The sequence below is a fragment of the Polaromonas sp. P3_C2 genome (assembly GCF_056402675.1).
Genome location: NZ_JBFUGX010000393.1, coordinates 1 through 3,987, shown reverse-complemented (window position 1 = coordinate 3,987; position 3,987 = coordinate 1). Strand labels below are relative to the sequence as shown.

Sequence of the window (3,987 nt, the reverse complement as noted above, 5' to 3'; positions counted from 1 at the left end):
GTGCTGGCACGCACCACGGCCGGGTTGACCGGCCGGCCGCCTTCATAGGCCGGCTTCTTGCCGGCGTGAACCAGGCGGGTCAGGGGTGACGCGTTGGATGAGATGGCCGGTGGTGTTTTTTTGCTCATGTCGGGAAGGTTTGATGAATCCGGGATCAGTCTAGCTTGGCGCCCGAGAGCTTGACGACACGCGACCAGCGGGCGATGTCTGCCTTGAGCTGCGCGGTAAAAGCTGCCGGTGTGTTACCTACCACTTCGCTGCCGCCATCGGTGATCAGCTTGCTGACTTCCGGCGACTTGAGCGAGCGCACGATGCTGTCGTGCAGGTAGGCCACGCGTTCGGGCGGCGTGCCCGCCGGTGCGAAGAAACCGTACCAGTCTTCAAAGGTGGTGTTGCGGTAGCCCAGCTCTTCCAGCGTCGGCACCTTGGTGAAGACGCCGATGCGGCGCGGGCTGGTGACGGCCAGGGCGCGCATCTTGCCGTTCTGGATGAAGCTGGACACCGAGGCGGTGGAGGTAATGAGCACGTCTACCTGGCCGCCCAGCAGGTCGGTGATGGCGGGCGCCGCGCCCTTGTAGGGCACGTGGGTCATGCTGATGGCGCTGTCTTTTTCCAGAACCACGCCGACGAGGTGCGAGAGTGTGCCATTGCCGGGCGTGGCATAGGTGACTCGCCCGCCTGGGGCTTTGGTCTGCGCGGCGAGGTCGGCAAAACTTTTCAGGGGCGAGTTGCTGGCCACTACCAGCACCAGCGGCGCGGCATTGATCTGGGTGATGGGCAGGAAGTTTTTCAGCGGGTCAAAACCCGGCGAGGCATACAGCGAGGGATTGACGGCCATCAACGAGACCTGGCCTGTGAGCACGGTGTAGCCGTCCGGCTTGGCGTCGGCCACGGCCTTGGCACCTATGTTGCCGCCGGCGCCGCCGCGGTTGTCGACGATGGCGCTCTGTCCGGTGATGTCGGACAGGCGGCTCGTCACGAAGCGCGTCGTGGCGTCATTGCCGCCGCCGGCCGGGAAAGGCGACACAAACTTGATGGCCTGGTTCGGGAAGCCGCCGACCTGCGGCATGGGTTGGGCTGAGGGGGCGCCGTGTACGGAGAGGAGGGCGCAGCACAGTGTGGCTGCGGTGAACTTCAGTTTGGCAAGCATGGGGGCTCCTGAATGAATTGGGGCAAAAGATGAATAAAAAAAATGAGGCGGCGCGGGGCCAAATCAGTATTACGCGGGGTGGGCGGCCGCGGCATCGGGCAACTGGAATGCCTTCAGTTCCAGCGCGTCCAACTGCCCGATCAGGTTCACTTCCCAGGCCAGGTACTGGCGGGCAGCTTCCTTGTTGCCGTCGTGCCGGTCATGCACGAAGAAAAGGTAGTCGATGCAGTCGCTGTYGGCCGGGATGTTGTCAGTGGCCTGCAGCGCAAAGCCGGCGGCGCGCCAGGCATCGAGGCCGCCCTCGAGCAGGCTGGCTTTCAGGCCCAGTGCCTGGAGGTCAACGGCCGCGCAGGCGGCCACAGCGGACTCGTCGGCAACCAGCACCACCGGGCGGTGTTCACCGGCCAGCGCCTGTGCCAGGCGAGGCCGTATGGACCAGCATGTGCCCGCGATATGGTTTTGGCGAAACTGCATGCTGGGCCGCAGGTCGATGGCGGCCACGGTGCCATCGGCCAGCCCGGCCGACAGGGCCTGCGCGGTGGTGGCGGGCAGCGCGGGCAGGGCCACGGGCGCCGTGGCGGGCAGCGCCAGACCACTGGCCAGGCCCTGGTCCAGCACGCTGGCGTCGTGGCCCAGCTGGCGCAGCCAGCTGGCGACCGTCAGGGCGCGTATGCCGTCCGTATCGAACAGCACCAGCCGGGCCTGGCGCACGCCCACATACTGGTCGGTGGCCTGGATCAGCTGGCCGCCCGGCGTGTGCTGCGCGCCCGGCAGGCTGCCGCGTGCAAATTCTTCGGGGCTGCGAACATCGCACAAAAAGAGCGTGCGCGTCGCGTCGCCTGCCCAGCCGTGCACAGTCTGTGCGTCGACGACAGGTACCTCGAAACGCTTTGCAAGCGCCTGGGCCGCCGCACGCATGCCGGCAGGCTCTGTGGGCTGGGCCGAGTCCTTGTAGCGGCGCGTGCCGCCGTGCTCGAGTTTGAAGTCTGCCAGGTACCAGCCCTGGGTACCGTTTTCCAGCGCCGATACAGGGTTGCGCAGGCCCAGGTTGATCAGCGTTTGCGCGCCTATGATGCTGCGAGTGCGGCCTGCGCAGTTGATCACGATGTGGGTGTTATCGCTGGGTACCAGGTCGCGGATGCGCAGGGCCAGCTCGCCGTTCGGGCAACTGATCGCCGTCGGGATGTTCATCTTGCGGAATTCCGAAAACGGCCGGCCGTCGAGCACCACCACGTCGTCTTGCCGCTCCAGCATGGCCGCAAGTTCGGTCGCGCTGACGCGGGGCGTGTGATAGACCTGTTCGGCCAGCTCGCCGAAGGTCTTGGACGGTACGTTGACGCCGGCAAACAGAGGGAAACCGGCGGCTTGCCAGCCGGTTGTGCCGCCCTGCAGCACCTGCACGTCGCTGTAGCCGAGTGCGCTGAAGCGGCGCGCGGCCAAAGGTGCTGCGCCACTGCCGTCGGTGTCATAAACCACCAACCGCACACTGCGGCGCGGCGCCAGGCGCGGTGCGTCCAGTTCAAGCCGGCTGTAGGGMAGRGGGATGCCGTAAAACAAATGCGACTGGCCGTACTGGCCRTGCTCGCGCACATCAAACAGGGCGATTTCCGCGCCRTCGTGCAGCCAGGCTTTCAGCGTGGCCGCGTCTACAAAACGTGTCATGGGATAGGGGGCGTGTAGGTTCGGAAATTCAGGGAAGGGGGTAAGGGTGCGCGGGGGTCAGCGGCGTGTCTGCACGCCGATGCCCATGGTTTCGTACGTACCTTTTTCCAGGTCGTAGCCGGTGCGGGTGTTCAGCGTTTCAAGCGCGCGGCCATACATGTGCAAGTGGCGTATCACCTGACCGGCCGGGATCTCCACCGAGTGGATGTCTTCGGGCATCAGGGCGATGCCCGTGCCGGGCTCGACCACCACGGCGTTGACCTCCTTGAGCTGCGCCTTGCCCGGCACCGAGCCATCGTCCTGGCGTTCGTACACCCGGTTGAGCTCGCTGCCTTCCACCGCGCTGATGCAGGCCCAGGTGGTGTGGTTGTGCGGCACGATGCGTTTGCCGGGGCGCATCACGTTGAGGTAAAGCGCGAAGCTCTGGTCGGCGTCTTCAGCGATCAGGTAGCGCGCCTGCAGTTCGGGGCTTTCGGGCGCAGCGAAATCCGTGGCACTCCACAGCTCCTTCTGGCCGGCCAGCTGGTTCAAGACCGCGAGCACTTTGGCCAGCGACTGGCGATTTGCTTCACCGCTCCCAACAATAATTTTAATGTTTTGAATGGCGGCGCCAACCACCTGGCTACGCTGTGCTGCTGCGTTCATGGAGATTTTCCTGAGTGAGGTTTCGGTTTATTGAGCCTAATATAGTCAAGGCGTATTCTTGAAACAACTCAGAAATAGAGATAAATACATTAGTATTTGTAATAAGTAAATCCTGTCGAACTCTTTGAATGAAAACCCTTGACCTGGAATTGCTGCGGGCCCTGATGGCCATCGACGAGCAGGACAGCTTTGCCGGTGCCGCCATCCAGCTGGGCAAAACACAGTCGGCGGTGACGCAACAAATGCAGCGCCTGGAAGACCAGATCGGCCATCCGCTGTTTGAAAAGCATGGGCGCCAGAAGCGCCTGACGCCGCATGGGTTAAAGCTGCTCGGTTACGCGCGTCACCTGCTGGCCATCAATGACGATGCCTTGCGCAGCCTGCAGCAAGGCAACCTGGAGGGTGTATTGCGCATAGGCGCGCCGCACGACGTGGCCGACACCATGCTGCCGACGCTGCTGGCACAGGTGGCGCGTGCTTCGCCGCTGTTGCAGCTCGACATCCATGTGGGGCGCAGCCCTTTCCTGATG

4 protein-coding genes and 1 pseudogene are annotated in these 3,987 nt (G+C 64.1%); 1 reads left to right on the top strand and 4 read right to left on the bottom strand.

What is annotated here, in order from left to right; genetic code table 11:
* From AC1DWI_RS15735 to AC1DWI_RS15720, 4 genes and pseudogenes are all read right to left on the bottom strand, one after another.
* Positions 1–128, bottom strand: a pseudogene (locus AC1DWI_RS15735) (cystathionine beta-lyase); the annotation flags it as partial.
* Between the two features lie 26 nt (positions 129–154).
* A complete protein-coding gene (locus AC1DWI_RS15730) occupies positions 155–1,150 on the bottom strand; it encodes a Bug family tripartite tricarboxylate transporter substrate binding protein (protein WP_477669041.1) in 996 nt (331 codons plus the stop codon).
* A 69-nt stretch (positions 1,151–1,219) separates the two neighbouring features.
* Positions 1,220–2,812 (bottom strand): rhodanese-like domain-containing protein, encoded by a 1,593-nt coding sequence (locus tag AC1DWI_RS15725; protein WP_477725175.1) that lies wholly within the window; start codon positions 2,810–2,812, stop codon positions 1,220–1,222.
* A 57-nt stretch (positions 2,813–2,869) separates the two neighbouring features.
* Entirely contained in the window at positions 2,870–3,457 is a 588-nt protein-coding gene (locus AC1DWI_RS15720) for a cysteine dioxygenase family protein (RefSeq protein WP_477669043.1), read from the bottom strand.
* Between the two features lie 128 nt (positions 3,458–3,585).
* On the opposite strand from AC1DWI_RS15720, the gene AC1DWI_RS15715 reads away from it, so the two are divergent.
* Positions 3,586–3,987 (top strand): LysR family transcriptional regulator (locus AC1DWI_RS15715; RefSeq protein ID WP_477725174.1); only part of this gene is annotated, 402 nt, incomplete at its 3' end.